This window comes from Anaeromyxobacter soli (assembly GCF_022808855.1).
GTDB lineage: Bacteria > Myxococcota > Myxococcia > Myxococcales > Anaeromyxobacteraceae > Anaeromyxobacter > Anaeromyxobacter soli.
Genome location: NZ_JAKZLF010000014.1, coordinates 46,047 through 59,248, shown reverse-complemented (window position 1 = coordinate 59,248; position 13,202 = coordinate 46,047). Strand labels below are relative to the sequence as shown.

The window sequence follows — 13,202 nt, the reverse complement described above, 5'->3', positions numbered from 1 at the left end:
AGTGGACGTCCGCGTCGACTCGACCGAGGCGTCCGCGGTGCTCGACCTCCTGGCCCGGCGCGCCGAGGGCCGGCCACCGACCGACGCCGACCTTGCGCGGCTCTACGCGACGGACGCCTACGTCCGCCTCGAGCGGCGCGAGACGGAGATGAAGCGAGCGTTCACCGACGCCGAGTTCCGCGCGTTCGTCACGTCCGATGCGCTGCTCGACCGGCGGGCCGCGCTCCAGCGGTGCTTCGCAGCATGGCAGCAGGCGGATCTCCAGGCGGCCGCAGAGCGAGCGCGCCGGAATCTCCCCACCGGCGCCCGGCTGCGCGCGACCGTCTACCTCGTGGTGAAGCCGAACAGCTTCGTGTTCGAGCTCGCCACGAACCCCGCCATCTTCTTCGCCGTGGGCGCGGACGCTCGCGGTCCAGCCTGGTCGGGACGCGCTCGGCGAGCGGGAAGCGGTGCCCGTCCGTCGCGACCAGGCGGAGCCCGGACGGCGGGTCGCGACGTATCACTCATCGTGATGTTTTACCATCCGTAATCTATCGCAAGACCGCGACTCTCGTCCGGTCCCCTCCCACCGGCCAGGCGGCGACGCGCCCCTTCTCCCGCTCGCCACCGCCTGGAGCGAGGGGCGGCGCGATCGCTCATGCGCTCCTCCTCACCCCGCCGCTCCGTGCCGGAGCGTGTCTCGTCGCGGCGCTGCTCGCCTGCGGCCGTGCTGATCGCGGGTCCGCACGGACGCGGAGGAGGCAGCGCCCGTCGTAGGGGACCCATCGGACGACGCGCCGGAACCTCGCGCGCGCGGGACGCTTCGGCTCGCGGGCTCGGGCCCGCGAAGAGCGGAGGGTGCGATGGCCTCGTATCTGATGCAGTTCAGCTTCACCGCGCAGGGCATCCAGCAGATCAAGGACAGCCCGGCGCGCGTCGAGGCGGCGAAACAGACGGTCCGCGCCATGGGCGGTGAGGTGCGGGAGTTCTACGCGATCCTCGGCAGCGCCCACGACACGCTGTTCATCCTCGAGGCCCCGGACGACGCGGCGGTCGCGCGCATGGTCCTCGCCATCGGCTCGCGCGGCTACGTGCGCACCGAGACCCATCGCCTCTTCACCGAGGAAGAGTACGGGAAGGTCATCCGCTCGCTTCCCTGAGACGACGCGGGAGCGCACCCCGCCGCCGGATGCGGCGCACGCGCCTGCGCGCAGGCCCGGCGCGCGACCCGCCGCGCGCGCCACCTGCGACCACCGGGATCTCCGCCGTGGAGGAGACGCCGCGGCTGAAGCGGCGCGCGGTGGCCGAGCGGCACGCCGCGCCGCCGCCGAAGAGGAGGAGACCCGCGGGGTGTTTGCCGGCGCCGCTACTGCGCGCGCCAGCGCGCGATGGCGCGCGCGGAGCGCGAGAGCGGCAGCTCGAAGCGCGAGACGTCGACGAGCGTGAGGCCGGCCGCCTCGCCGACGGTGGCGAGCCCCGCCGCGTCCGCGTCGCGCCCGAGCATGGCGAACAGCGTCCCGCCCGGCGCGAGGTAGCGGACGCCGAGCGGCACCCAGCGCTCGGGATCGGCGAGCGCGCGCGAGACCACCGCCTCGGCGCGCGGGAGCTTCTCCCGCTCGGGGTCGCCGTCGGCGCGGACCGCGAAGGCGCGGACCGCGAGGTCGAGCTCCGCGGAGACCGCCTTCACGAACGCGACCTTCTTCGCCACCGAGTCGCAGCAGGTGACCTCGAGCTCCGGCCGCGCGCAGGCGAGCGGCACGCCCGGCAGCCCCGCGCCGGCGCCCACGTCGAGGAGCGTGCGCGCGCCGCCGAGGAGGGGGAGCAGGAGCAGGCTGTCGACGAGGTGCTTCTCGGCGACCTCGGCGGGATCGGTGATGGTGGTGAGGTTCACCTTCCGGTTCCAGGCGAGGAGCCGGTCGGCGAAGCGCTCGAGGCGGGGGAGCGCCTCGGCGGAGACCGGCAGCCCGAAGGCCTCGATGCCGCGCCGCAGCGCCTCGTGGAAGGCGGCGTCCATGGCGTCGCTACTTCTTCTTCGCGCCGCGCCGGCCGATGGCCGCCTCGACCTCGCCCCGGTGCTCCGCGAGGTAGGCGTCGACCTCGGCGTCGTCGAGCTCGAGGTCGCGCAGCACGCCCTCGTACACGAAGCGGAACCCGGCGGCGTACTCGCGGTCCTGGAGCTCGAACGAGCGCCGCACCACCGCGGCCGAGAAGAGCCGCTCCGCCTTCGTGCGGGGACGCGCCACTACCGCTCGCCCCGCCCGCCCGGGATCACGAGCAGCTGGCGGAAGATGCCCTCGCCTTCGCTGCGGGTGGTGACGCCCTCGTGCTCGACGAGGGCGAGGTGGATCTGGCGGCGCTCGCGGGCGCTGATGGGCGCCACGGCGAGCACCTTGCCGGTGCGGATCGCGGCCGCGGCGAGCCGCTCCGCCATGGCCTTCACCGCGGGATCGCCCTCCTGGGCGAACCCGCCCACCTCGAGGTTCACCCACTTGCGCCCCTCGGAGCGCGGGTTCACCACGCGGTTCACGAGGTACTGGACCGCCTCGACGAGCGCCGAGGAGAGCTCGACGGCGTTCCCGGCGCGCGGGTTCAGGGCGACGCCGATCTGCTCGGCCGTCTCCTTCACCTCGACGTCCACCGCCGCGCCGAGCCGCTCGAGGAGCCCTGTGCAGAACTCCCGCGCCCGGGCGACCTTCTCCGGCGCCTCGGCCGGCGGCGGGCTCGGGGTTCCCTTGGTCTCGTCCATGGCTCCCCCCGGACTACTTGGCCTTCGCGGGCGCCGGCACGGCCGGCATGCGCCGCATCATCCACTGCTGCTGCGCGATGGACAGGAGGTTGTTCACGAAGATGTAGAGGGTGAGGCCCGCCGGCACGCTCAGCATGAGGAACGTGAAGAAGCCGGGCATGAAGTAGAGCATCATCTTCGCCTGCGCGTTGTCGGCGGGCTGGGGCGACAGGCGCTGCATGATGAACTGCGAGAGGCCCATCGCGATCGGCAGGACGAAGAACGGGTCCTTGATCGTGAGGTCGTGGATCCAGAGGAACGGCTCGCGGTAGAGCTCGACCGAGGTCTGCAGCGTCGCGTAGAGGGCGAACCAGATCGGCAGCTGGATGAGCATCGGCAGGCAGCCGCCGAGCGGGTTCACCTTGTGCTGCTGGTAGAGCTGCATCGTCGCGAGGTTCAGCTTCTCGCGGTCGTTGCCGTGCTTGGCCTTGAGCTTCTCGATCTCCGGCTGCAGCTTCCGCATCTCGTTCATCGACTGCATCGACTTCGCGGTGAGCGGGTAGAGCAGGAGCTTCACGAGCAGCGTGAGGAGGATGATCGCGACGCCCCAGTTCCCCACCAGCCGCTCGAACCAGCGCATCACATAGAGGAGCAGGCGGGCGAAGAACGCGAACGGGCGGGCCATCGTGCCGTAGTCGATGGCGCTCTCGAAGTTGCGGCCGTAGGCGCGCAGGTGATCGAGGTCCTTCGGGCCGGAGTACACGGTGAGCGCGTACTTGCGGGAGCCGCCCTCGTACGGCAGGCGGAGCGCGGCGAGCGCGCTGCCCTTCTCCGTGCCCTTCGCGAAGACGCAGCTCCCGGCCGGCTCGGCGGGGAAGATCGCCGAGACGAAGTAGCCCTGGTCGAGCCCGACCCAGGCCGCCGTGCCCTCCACCTTCTCGATGGCCTGGTCGCCGTCGACCTTGAAGCGCTCGGTCGTGTCCGCCGCGCGGCACACCGGGCGGATGAACTCGACCGGCGGCCCGGAGAAGAAGCCGCCGGACTTCGTCTTGGGCGGCATGTAGCCGGGGTAGAGGACGACGATCCCCGCGCCCGGCGCGGCGGCGCCCTGGACCTCGAGATCGAGGGCGAGCTCGTGGAACTTGCCGGTGAGGCGGAAGGTCTTCCGGACGGTGGCGTTGCCGGCGCGGCCCTCGAAGGTCACCGAGCGCGCGTCCTTCGCGACCACCCGCATCGGCGCGCGCGCCGACGGATCGCTCGCGGCGTCCTGCGCGCCGCCCAGCTCCGGCGAGGCCACGACCGCGAGCGGGTAGGGCTGATCCTTCGCCACCCGCACGAGGTCGATCTGCACCGGCTTCCCCTCGTGGTCGCGGCGGTACTTCTCGCCCTCGAGCACGACCTCCTTGAGCGCGCCGCCGTGGCTCGTGAGCACCGCCTCGAAGCCGTCGCCCGCGAGCTTCACGAGCTCCTCGGGGGTGTTCTCCGGGACGGCAGGCGCCGCAGGCGCCACCGGGGCAGGGGCAGCCGGGGCGGGCGCCGCCGGCGCGGTCTGGGCCGCCTCGGGACGCTTCTGCGCGCCGGGCTTCGGCTTCGGGGAGGGGAAGACGAACTGCCAGACGATGAGGACCGCCACGGAGAGGACGGTGGCGATGAGGACACGACGGTTCTCGGGACCCAAGGTTACCTCTCGGACTCCGGCACCGGATCGATGCCGCCGGGATGGAAGGGATGGCACTTGAGAAGCCGCCGCGCCGCGAGCGCCGACCCCTTGAGCGCGCCGTGGCGCTCGAGGGCCGTCACCGCGTAGGCGGAGCAGCTCGGATAGAAGCGGCAGGCGGGCGGAAGCAGCGGCGACACGAGCCGCTGGTAGAGGCGCACGAGGAGCACGAGGGCGCCCCGGATCACGCGCTCCCCCTCGGGGCGAGCCGCGTCCGCGCGGCCGCGAGCGCGAGGCGGATCCCGTCCCTACCCGCGGCGAGCGCGCCCGCGCGAGCGATCACGACGAAATCCACCGCGGGCAGATCACCCTGCATCGCGCGGAACTCCTCCCGCACCCAGCGCTTCACCCGGTTGCGCTCGACCGCGTTCGCGATCTTGGACGACACCGTGATCCCGATGCGCGGCCGGGCTCCGCCGGAGTCGAGCGACAGGACGAGCACGTCTCCGGCGTAGAGCCGCGTACCGCGCTGCTGGACGAGGAGGAATTCGCGGCGGCGGCGCAGGCGCGCCGCCTTGGGTAGCTTCACCTGCAGTGCTACTTCTTCGGCGTGCTCGGCGTGAGGCGCTTGCGACCCTTCGCGCGGCGGCTCTTGATCACGTTCTGCCCGCCCGGAGAGCTCATGCGCTTCCTGAAACCGTGCGTGCGATTACGGCGCTGCTTCTTCGGCTGATATGTCCGCTTCATGGCGCGGCAACCTCCCCGATCAGTCGCGAGATGTCAAGGTTTCCAGAGACTTGGCCCGTTCCGCCGGACCCTCGCGCGATCCGTCACCGCCCCGTCACGCGAAAAGCTCGTCGTTTCGCGACCACGCACGACGCCCTTGATCCTCTCGGTGAACCTTGGCTAACTTCCGCCCCCACGCAACACGAGGCCGCCTGCACTCTCGCCCTACGAGCGCCGAGTGAGCCGTCGTCCGGAAGCCCGGGCGTCGGAGGGGGGATCCTCGTTCCGTTGCGCGCACCTCGGGGGACAGCAGCATGGACTCGCGCGCGAGCGCCAAGATGATCTCGCCGGCAGACGAGCTCTGGTCGCGCCTCGACGCGTTCCTGCGCTCCCGGCTGCGCCCTGACCTGTACGACCGCTGGTTCGCGCCGCTCCACCTCGTCTCGCTCGAGGGGAGCCGGCTGCAGATCGCCGCGCCCGACCGCTTCCACCGGGACTTCGTCGAGGACAACTACCGCTCCTTCTTCGAGGAGTTCGTGCCCGGCCTCGCCGGCCAGGCGGTCCAGATCACGTTCGTGGTGGACGCCGCGCCGCGCCTCGCGACGACGCCCCTGCCGCTCGCGGACGGCCCGGCGCTCACGCCGGTGCCCCGCGCGGCGGAGGCGGCCGACCCGCGCGACTCGCGGCCGAACCCGCGCTACACCTTCGACACCTTCGTGGTGGGCGAGTCGAACCGCTTCGCGTTCGCCGCGGCCCAGGCCGTGGCCGCGAACCCCGGCCACACCTGGAACCCGCTCTTCCTGCACGGCGACTCCGGGCTCGGCAAGACCCACCTCCTGCACGCCCTCGCCCACGCCATCCTCGACAAGCACCAGGGCGGGCGCGTCGCCATCGTCTCCTCGGAGCGCTACACGAACGACTTCGTCGCCGCGCTCTCGAAGGGCACGATGGACGAGTTCCGCCACAAGTACCGCGAGTGCGCCGCGCTGCTCGTCGACGACGTGCAGTTCCTCGCCGGGAAGGACAAGACGGCGGAGGAGTTCTTCCACACCTTCAACGAGCTCCACGATCACCACGTGCAGATCGTCCTCTCGAGCGATCGCAGCCCGAAGGAGCTGAAGGGGCTCGACGCCCGGCTCTGCTCGCGCTTCGAGTGGGGCATGCGCGTCCAGATCGAGGTGCCCGAGTTCGAGACGCGCGCCGCCATCCTCCAGAAGAAGGCAGAGGTCGAGTCGATCGACCTGCCCGGCGAGGTGACCCAGCTCCTCGCCAGCCACATCCGCTCGAACGTGCGCGAGCTCGAGGGCGCGCTCATGCGCCTCGCCGCCTTCGCCTCCTTGAAGAGCGAGCCCATCACCGTGCCGCTCGCGCGCGACGTGCTCGGCGACGTGATCCCGCCCGAGGGCTACAAGCCGCCCATCGAGCGCATCCAGGAGGCGGTGGCGGCGCACTACGGCCTCACCGTCGCGAAGCTCACGAGCGCCTCGCGCGAGCAGAAGATCGCGCAGCCGCGCCAGGTGGCGATGTACCTCTGCCGCGAGCTCGGCAAGGAGAAGTTCCAGTCCATCGCCGAGCGCTTCAACAAGAAGGACCACACCACCGTCATCGCCGCGGTGGAGCGGATCCGCTCGCTCATGGAGAGCGAGGAGACGGTCCGCACCGCCGTGCAGGTCCTCACCGCGAAGCTCGCGCCCTGAGCCGCGCGACGCCCTCGACCCCGCTCCCGTTCGCGCGCGGGCCGCTACAGGCGGCCTCGCGCGTCCTTGCGTCCGCTCGCCGGGCGCCCGCGACGGCTCGGCTCGCCTCCCGGGCTCGGCGCGAGGCTGTGGATCATCTGTGGATCCGGCACCGATCCTCGTGGGGACGGGGTGTGGACCGCTGTTGACACCGTTTCTCGGCCCGCGCTACACAAACTCGACCCAAAGGGATCCGGAGAGTTTTCCAGGCCGAAAGCTCCAGGAGTTTCGCGGGTTCCGAGCCCTTATCCACATCCACTCGGCCCCTGCTGTTACTTCTAGGATCACAAGAAGAGGATCTTCCCATGGAACTGAAGATCGGAGTCGCTGAGCTCTCGAAGGCGCTCGGGCGCTCCCAGGGCATCGTGGAAAAGAAGAGCACGATGCCGATCCTCTCCCACGTCCTCCTCGAGGCGAAGAAGGGTCAGCTCGTCGTCTCGGCGACCGACCTCGACCTCGCCGTCTCGTCCGAGCACGGCGAGAGCTGCGAGGTGCTGAAGGAAGGCGCCCTGGCCGTCTCGGCCCGCCACCTGTACGAGATCGTGCGCGCCCTGCCCGAGCAGCAGGTCACCCTCAAGCGCGCGAACAACAACTACCTCGAGGTGCGGAGCGGCCCCTCCGAGTTCCGCATCGTCGGCCTCCCCGCCGAGGACTTCCCGGCCCTCCCCCGCTTCGAGAAGGTCACCTTCACGGACGTGAAGCCGGACGAGCTGCTCGAGATGATCGAGCGGACCTTCTTCGCCGTCTCGAACGACGAGACCCGCTACAACCTGAACGGCGTCTACTTCGAGCCGAGCCCCGAGGTGCTCCGCCTGGTCGCGACGGACGGGCACCGCCTGTCGCTCTCCGAGCGCCCCTCGAGCAGCACGTTCGGCCTGAAGCGCGGCGTGATCCTGCCGAAGAAGGGGCTCCAGGAGCTGCGCAAGCTCCTCGCCGAGGCCGTCGAGGGGGGCACGGAGGCCGGCGAGACGAAGCTCGGCTTCGTCGAGAACAGCGCCATCTTCCGCCGCCCGGGCGTGATCCTCTCGATGCGGCTCATCGAGGGGCTCTTCCCGGACTACCGGCAGGTCATCCCGAAGCAGGGCGAGAAGGTGGTCCGGGTCGGGCGGGACCGCCTCCTCGAGACGCTGCGGCGCATCTCGCTCCTCTCCACCGACAAGGCCCACGCGGTGAAGCTCGAGCTCGGGAAGGGCACGCTCCGGGTGCTCTCGCAGAACCCGGACCTCGGCGAGGCCAAGGAGGAGGTGCCGGTCGAGTACGAGGGCGAGCCGCTCAAGATCGGCTTCAACGCGCGCTACCTCATGGACGTGCTCGCGGTGGTGAAGAGCGCCGACGTGCAGCTCGAGCTCGCGGACGACCTCTCCCCGGGTGTGCTCCACGGCGGCGACGAGAAGGATCAGGGCTTCACCGCGGTGGTGATGCCGATGCGGATCTGACGTCCCGGGTGAAGCTCCTCTCCCTCGCCGTAAAGGACTTCCGCAACCTCGCCGAGGTCGTGCTCGCGCCCTCGCCGCGCGCGACCGTGCTCCTCGGCGAGAACGGCCAGGGGAAGACGAACCTCCTCGAGGCCATCTACTTCCTCACCACGCTGAAGCCGCTGCGGGCGGCGCGCCTCGTGGAGCTCGTCCGCCACGGCGCCGAGCGGGGTGAGGTCGCGGGCGACTTCGACGGCCCGGGCGGCGTGCGGCGGGTGGCGGTGCAGGTCGCCGCCGGGGGACGGGTGGCGCTCCTCGACGGAAAGCCGCAGGAGCGGCTCGACGACTACTTCGAGGGGCTCGCCGCCGTCTGCTTCGCGCCCGACGACCTCTTGCTCGTGAAGGGCGGACCGGAGGGTCGTCGCCGCTTCCTCGACCGGGCCGCCTTCAACCGCTGGCCGGCGGTGCTCGGCGAGGCGCGCGACTACGTGCGGGCCCTGCGCGCCCGGAACGCCGCCCTGCGCGGCGGGGTCGCCGAGGTCGAGGCGAGCTTCCGCGCCCCGCTCGCGCGGGCCGGGGCGCGCCTCGTGCGCCGCCGGCAGGCCCTCGTCGACGAGCTGGCGCCGCGGGTGGGCGCCGCCTTCCGGGAGATCTCCGGCCCCGGCGCGCCGGACGCGCGCTTCGCGTACCGGCCCTCGGCCGGCCTCTCCGGCGAGGGCAGCGAGGCGGAGCTCACCGCAGCGCTCGACGCGGCCCTCGGGGCGCGGCTCGAGCGCGATCGCGATCGCGGCTTCACCTCCGCCGGCCCGCACATGGACGAGCTCGTCCTCGCGCTCGACGGCCGCGGCGCCCGCGCCTACGCGAGCCAGGGACAGCAGCGCGCCCTCGTGCTCGCCCTCAAGATCGCCGAGATCGAGAATCTTCGGTCGGCGCTCGGCCGGCCGCCCTTGCTCCTGCTCGACGACGTGTCGTCCGAGCTCGATCCCGCCAAGAACCGCTACCTGCTCGCCTACCTGGCTGCCCTGCCGGCGCAGGCGTTCCTCACCACCACCGACCGGCGGCTGCTCGAGCCCGCGGCCGGCCCGGATACGACCTTCTATAGGGTAGAGCGCGGGGTGGTCACGCCGCTCGTTTCCTGAGTGGATTCGAGAAGTTGAGTTGACGAAGGGAACGTTGCCAGCAGCCGCCTTGCCTGCTATACCCCACTGTCTCGCCTAAGCTGCGGGAACCCTTCGGGGAAACGACGGAGGAACCCCCCTGGAAACCGCCGAGAAGAGCCTTCAGCCGACGAACGGCGTGGAGGAGTACGGAACCGACGCGATCAAGGTGCTCGAGGGCCTGGAGGCGGTCCGCAAGCGCCCGCACATGTACATCGGCGACGTGGGGGAGCGCGGGCTCCACCACCTCGTGTACGAGGTCGTCGACAACTCGGTCGACGAGGCGATGGCGGGGCGGGCGAACGAGATCAACGTCACCATCCACGCCGACCGCTCGATCACCATCGTCGACAACGGCTCCGGCATCCCCATCGGCCCTCATCCCACGGTGAAGGGGATGGACACGCTCGACGTGGTGCTCACGAAGCTCCACGCCGGCGGCAAGTTCGAGTCGAACGCGTACAAGGTGTCGGGCGGCCTCCACGGCGTCGGCGTCACCTGCGTGAACGCGCTCTCCGAGTGGCTCAAGGCCGAGGTCTACCGCGACGGCAAGGTCTGGCAGCAGCGCTACGAGCGCGGCACTCCTGCGGGCAAGGTCACGGCCGTCGGCGAGACGCAGCGGCGCGGCACGAAGATCACCTTCAAGCCGGACTCGACCATCTTCGAGGTGTTCGACTTCTCCTTCGAGACGCTCTCCGGCCGCCTGCGCGAGCTCGCCTTCCTGAACGCCGGCCTCAAGATCACCATCGACGACGAGCGGAGCGGCAAGAAGCACGAGTTCCTGTTCAAGGACGGCATCCGCGAGTTCGTGGCCTACCTGAACAAGAGCCGCGACGTGCTCTTCCAGCCCCCCATCTCGCTCCGCCAGGAGGTGGAGACCGAGCGCGGCGCCGCCGTCGTCGAGATCGCCCTGCAGTGGAACGACGGCTACGACGAGAAGGTCTTCGCCTTCGCGAACAACATCCACAACCACGAGGGCGGCACCCACCTCATCGGCTTCAAGACCGCCCTCACCCGCACCATCAACGCGTACGGGCAGAAGAACAACCTGTTCAAGGACCTGAAGGACGAGCTGCCCTCCGGCGACGACATGCGCGAGGGGCTCGCGGCGGTGATCTCCATCCGGCTGCCCGGCGCGAGCTTCGAGGGTCAGACGAAGACGAAGCTCTCGAACACCGAGGCGAAGAGCATGGTCGAGACCATGCTCAACGAGCGGCTCGGCGCGTTCCTGGAGGAGAACCCCAACGTCGCGAAGCGCGTCTGCGGCAAGGTGGCGGAGGCGACCCGGGCGCGCATCGCCGCGCGCAAGGCGCGCGAGACGGTGCGCCGCAAGGGCGCGCTCGACGGCGCCTCGCTGCCGGGGAAGCTCGCCGACTGCCAGTCCAAGGACCCGCGTGAGTCCGAGCTCTTCCTAGTGGAGGGCGACTCCGCAGGCGGCTCGGCGAAGCAGGGCCGCGACCGGCGCATCCAGGCCATCCTCCCCCTGCGGGGCAAGATCCTGAACGTCGAGAAGGCGCGCTTCGACAAGATGCTCTCGTCCGCCGAGATCGCGACGATGATCACCGCGCTCGGGACCGGCATCGGGCCCGAGGAGTACGACGCCGGCAAGATCCGCTACCACAAGATCGTGATCATGACGGACGCGGACGTCGACGGCTCGCACATCCGGACGCTGCTCCTCACCTTCTTCTTCCGGCAGATGCCGGAGCTCGTCGAGAGGGGCTACCTCTACATCGCCCAGCCGCCGCTCTACCGCGTGCAGAAGGGCAAGAAGGAGAGCTACCTCAAGGACGAGCCGGCGCTCGACGAGTTCCTGCTCCACCTCGGCACGGACAAGGCGAAGCTGGTCTCCGGCGAGACCGTGGTGGGGGGGCACGACCTGAAGCGCCTCGCGCAGGAGGCGCTCGCCTACCGCTCGCTCCTCGCCCGCGTCGATCGGCGCCGCGACAGCCGCATCGTCGACGCGGCGGTCCAGCTCGGAGACCTCGACCTCGAGCTCCTGAAGCACCACGAGAAGGTGAAGGAGCAGGTCCAGAAGATCTACGACCGGGCGCAGAAGCTCCACCCCGAGCTCGAGGTGCGCCTCGCCAAGATCGAGCGCGACGAGGAGCACGGCTGCGACGCGCTGGTGTTCCAGACCACCATGTCGGGCGCCACCCGCACGACGCGCATCGACTTCGACTACCTCTCCGGCCCGGAGTGGGGCGAGCTCGCCGGCCTCTACGCGGCGGTGGCGGAGATCGGCCCCGGCCCGCACCGGCTCCAGACCGGCGAGGGCGAGGAGGAGGTCGACGACGTCTTCGCCGCGGTGGAGGCGCTCAAGAAGAGCGCCACGGCGGGCCAGACCATCCAGCGTTACAAGGGGCTCGGCGAGATGAACCCCGAGCAGCTCTGGGAGACGACGATGGACCCCACCCGCCGCACGCTCCTGCAGGTCCGCGTCGACGACACCGTCGAGGCGGACGAGGTCTTCAGCGTGCTCATGGGCGACGCGGTCGAGCCGCGCCGCGAGTTCATCGAGAAGCACGCCCTCGACGTGCAGAACCTCGACATCTGACAGCAGCCGCCCGCGCGCGAAGGGCTCCTCCCCTTTCGCGCGGGGCGCTCACCGCAAGGACCCAAGCGATGCCTCGCGCCGCCTTCGCCGCCCTCGGCACCTTCGTCCCCGACCGCGTCGTCACGAACGAGGAGCTCACCCGCCACATGGAGACCACCGACGCGTGGATCCAGGAGCGGACGGGGATCCGGGAGCGGCGCTGGGTGCGCGAGGGGACCGAGAACTCCGACCTCGCCTTCGAGGCCACGAAGCGCGCGCTCGACAAGGCCGGCTGGAAGGCGGGCGACATCGAGGCGATCATCTACGCCTCCCTCTCGCCCGACCACATGTTCCCGGGCGACGGCTGCTTCCTCAACGCGAAGCTGGGCATCCCCGGCGTGCCCGCGCTCGACATCCGCAACCAGTGCTCGGGCTTCCTGTACGGGCTCTCCGTCGCCGACGCCTGGATCCGCGCCGGCGTGTACCGCCGCATCCTGCTCGTCGGCTCGGAGATCCACTCCACCGGCCTCGACGTGTCGACCCGCGGCCGGGACGTGGCGGTGATCTTCGGCGACGGCGCCGGCGCGGCCCTCCTCGAGGCGACCGACGACCCGGGCCGCGGCGTGCTCTCGGTGCACCTCCACGCCGACGGCCGCTTCGCGAAGGACCTCTGGACCGACGCGCCGGGCTCCAAGTACCACCCGCGCGTGCAGGTCGCGCAGATGGAGTCGGGCGCGATCTACCCGCACATGGAGGGGCAGAAGGTCTTCAAGCACGCCATCTCCAAGATGCCGGAGGTGGTGCGGCGCGCCCTCGACCAGCACGGCCTGACCCCGAAGGACCTGAAGGTGCTCGTGCCGCACCAGGCGAACCTGCGCATCGCGCAGATGGTGCAGCGCAGCCTCGAGCTCGAGGACGCCCAGGTCTTCAACAACATCCAGAAGTACGGGAACACCACCGCCGGCTCCATCCCCATCGCGCTCGCCGAGGCCGTCGAGGAGCGCGGGGTCTCGCGCGGGGACCTCGTCGGGCTCTGTGCGTTCGGGGCGGGTTTCACCTGGGGGAGTGCCCTGGTACGCTGGTAGGTCGCTGCCGCGCGGGAGGATTCCCGCCCGCGCCGTCGAGAGGAAACCCGCGCCGGGGAAGCGCAGCGAGGAAAAGCAGGCCGCCCGTGCGTCGCAACGATGAGGCGTCGTCCAACGGCAGGACTGCGGACTTTGGATCCGCGTATGAAGGTTCGAATCCTTCCGCCTCAGCCAACTCCGGCCCGA

At 70.8% G+C, this 13,202-nt stretch carries 14 protein-coding genes and 1 tRNA gene; 8 read left to right on the top strand and 7 right to left on the bottom strand.

The window, feature by feature from the left end:
- The first annotated feature begins 1 nt into the window (after position 1).
- Both MLV88_RS11920 and MLV88_RS11915 read left to right on the top strand, forming a co-directional pair.
- On the top strand, positions 2-529 hold the full coding sequence (locus MLV88_RS11920; protein WP_243337569.1) for a hypothetical protein: 528 nt from the start codon (positions 2-4) through the stop codon (positions 527-529).
- A gap of 313 nt (positions 530-842) precedes the next feature.
- Positions 843-1,139, top strand: a complete 297-nt coding sequence (locus MLV88_RS11915; RefSeq protein ID WP_242334149.1) for a GYD domain-containing protein — start codon at positions 843-845, stop codon at positions 1,137-1,139.
- Between the two features lie 206 nt (positions 1,140-1,345).
- Here MLV88_RS11915 and rsmG read toward each other — a convergent pair whose 3' ends face one another.
- From rsmG to rpmH, 7 genes are read right to left on the bottom strand one after another with little or no spacing between them, the layout of a single operon-like run.
- Entirely contained in the window at positions 1,346-1,993 is a 648-nt protein-coding gene (rsmG, locus tag MLV88_RS11910) for a 16S rRNA (guanine(527)-N(7))-methyltransferase RsmG (RefSeq protein WP_243337566.1), read from the bottom strand.
- A gap of 7 nt (positions 1,994-2,000) precedes the next feature.
- The gene (locus MLV88_RS11905) at positions 2,001-2,222 is read right to left on the bottom strand and encodes a hypothetical protein (protein WP_242334143.1); all 222 of its coding nucleotides are present in this window, start codon (positions 2,220-2,222) and stop codon (positions 2,001-2,003) included.
- The gene (locus tag MLV88_RS11900) at positions 2,222-2,725 is read right to left on the bottom strand and encodes a R3H domain-containing nucleic acid-binding protein (RefSeq protein ID WP_242334140.1); all 504 of its coding nucleotides are present in this window, start codon (positions 2,723-2,725) and stop codon (positions 2,222-2,224) included. Before MLV88_RS11900 ends, MLV88_RS11905 begins: the two co-directional genes overlap by 1 nt.
- A gap of 13 nt (positions 2,726-2,738) precedes the next feature.
- Positions 2,739-4,382, bottom strand: coding sequence for a membrane protein insertase YidC (gene yidC, locus MLV88_RS11895; protein WP_242360660.1), 1,644 nt, complete (start codon positions 4,380-4,382; stop codon positions 2,739-2,741).
- Positions 4,383-4,384: 2 nt separating this feature from the next.
- A complete protein-coding gene (yidD, locus tag MLV88_RS11890; protein ID WP_242334134.1) occupies positions 4,385-4,609 on the bottom strand; it encodes a membrane protein insertion efficiency factor YidD in 225 nt (74 codons plus the stop codon).
- Positions 4,606-4,950, bottom strand: coding sequence for a ribonuclease P protein component (gene rnpA / locus MLV88_RS11885; RefSeq protein ID WP_242334131.1), 345 nt, complete (start codon positions 4,948-4,950; stop codon positions 4,606-4,608). Before rnpA ends, yidD begins: the two co-directional genes overlap by 4 nt.
- An 8-nt stretch (positions 4,951-4,958) precedes the next feature.
- Positions 4,959-5,108 (bottom strand): 50S ribosomal protein L34, encoded by a 150-nt coding sequence (gene rpmH / locus MLV88_RS11880; RefSeq protein ID WP_242334129.1) that lies wholly within the window; start codon positions 5,106-5,108, stop codon positions 4,959-4,961.
- Positions 5,109-5,401: 293 nt separating this feature from the next.
- Between rpmH and dnaA the strand changes: the two genes are divergently transcribed.
- The 6 genes from dnaA (at position 5,402) to MLV88_RS11850 (ending at position 13,190) form a co-directional block, all read left to right on the top strand.
- Positions 5,402-6,784 carry a chromosomal replication initiator protein DnaA gene (gene dnaA, locus MLV88_RS11875; protein ID WP_242355156.1) on the top strand — a complete coding sequence of 461 codons (1,383 nt, stop codon included), beginning with the start codon at positions 5,402-5,404 and terminating at the stop codon, positions 6,782-6,784.
- Positions 6,785-7,128: 344 nt separating this feature from the next.
- On the top strand, positions 7,129-8,259 hold the full coding sequence (gene dnaN / locus MLV88_RS11870) for a DNA polymerase III subunit beta (protein WP_242334124.1): 1,131 nt from the start codon (positions 7,129-7,131) through the stop codon (positions 8,257-8,259).
- A gap of 8 nt (positions 8,260-8,267) precedes the next feature.
- Complete coding sequence (gene recF, locus MLV88_RS11865; RefSeq protein WP_243337564.1) at positions 8,268-9,377, top strand: DNA replication/repair protein RecF; 1,110 nt, start codon at positions 8,268-8,270, stop codon at positions 9,375-9,377.
- A 157-nt stretch (positions 9,378-9,534) separates the two neighbouring features.
- A complete protein-coding gene (gene gyrB, locus MLV88_RS11860; protein WP_308197129.1) occupies positions 9,535-11,952 on the top strand; it encodes a DNA topoisomerase (ATP-hydrolyzing) subunit B in 2,418 nt (805 codons plus the stop codon).
- Between the two features lie 68 nt (positions 11,953-12,020).
- Complete coding sequence (locus MLV88_RS11855) at positions 12,021-13,016, top strand: 3-oxoacyl-ACP synthase III family protein (RefSeq protein ID WP_242360658.1); 996 nt, start codon at positions 12,021-12,023, stop codon at positions 13,014-13,016.
- 100 nt (positions 13,017-13,116) lie between these two features.
- Positions 13,117-13,190, top strand: a tRNA-Gln gene (locus tag MLV88_RS11850).
- The last annotated feature ends 12 nt before the right edge of the window (positions 13,191-13,202 follow it).

What these genes read in the sequence shown, in the direction of transcription:
- MLV88_RS11900 (WP_242334140.1), bottom strand. Translation starts at nt 2,725, where the DNA reads ATGGACGAGACCAAGGGAACCCCGAGCCCGCCGCCGGCCGAGGCGCCG.
- MLV88_RS11855 (WP_242360658.1), top strand. Translation starts at nt 12,021, where the DNA reads ATGCCTCGCGCCGCCTTCGCCGCCCTCGGCACCTTCGTCCCCGACCGC.
- MLV88_RS11915 (WP_242334149.1), top strand. Translation starts at nt 843, where the DNA reads ATGGCCTCGTATCTGATGCAGTTCAGCTTCACCGCGCAGGGCATCCAG.
- rpmH (WP_242334129.1), bottom strand. Translation starts at nt 5,108, where the DNA reads ATGAAGCGGACATATCAGCCGAAGAAGCAGCGCCGTAATCGCACGCAC.
- dnaA (WP_242355156.1), top strand. Translation starts at nt 5,402, where the DNA reads ATGGACTCGCGCGCGAGCGCCAAGATGATCTCGCCGGCAGACGAGCTC.
- dnaN (WP_242334124.1), top strand. Translation starts at nt 7,129, where the DNA reads ATGGAACTGAAGATCGGAGTCGCTGAGCTCTCGAAGGCGCTCGGGCGC.
- rsmG (WP_243337566.1), bottom strand. Translation starts at nt 1,993, where the DNA reads ATGGACGCCGCCTTCCACGAGGCGCTGCGGCGCGGCATCGAGGCCTTC.